The organism is Patiriisocius sp. 208BN25-11, from assembly GCF_058147145.1.
On the sequence record NZ_JBYVJY010000091.1, the window covers coordinates 1 to 251 of the forward strand.

Sequence of the window (251 nt, forward strand, 5' to 3'; positions counted from 1 at the left end):
ATCCTTACGTGATATTTTAAAACGTTGGAGTGATGTCAGCGAGATTGTGCCTATAGCAGATAAATACAAAAATGGGAAGATGATTTTACAACCTGCAGATGTTAGTTTGTCAAACAAGGAAATCCCTATCAAAACCTTTTTTCCTAAAATAGTCATGCTGCGCGATAGATTGCGTGTGATGGAACAAAAAATAAAAAGTAGTAAAACCCTAGATGATCAAGACAAAGTAGATTTACAACAATACATCACAA

1 protein-coding gene is annotated in these 251 nt (G+C 34.3%); it reads left to right on the forward strand.

Annotation, left to right across the window (positions count from 1 at the left end):
• Nucleotides 1-251, forward strand: a 251-nt coding sequence (locus tag ACY2RS_RS15695) for a DUF8685 domain-containing protein (protein WP_490099601.1), incomplete at both ends; no start/stop codon positions are given.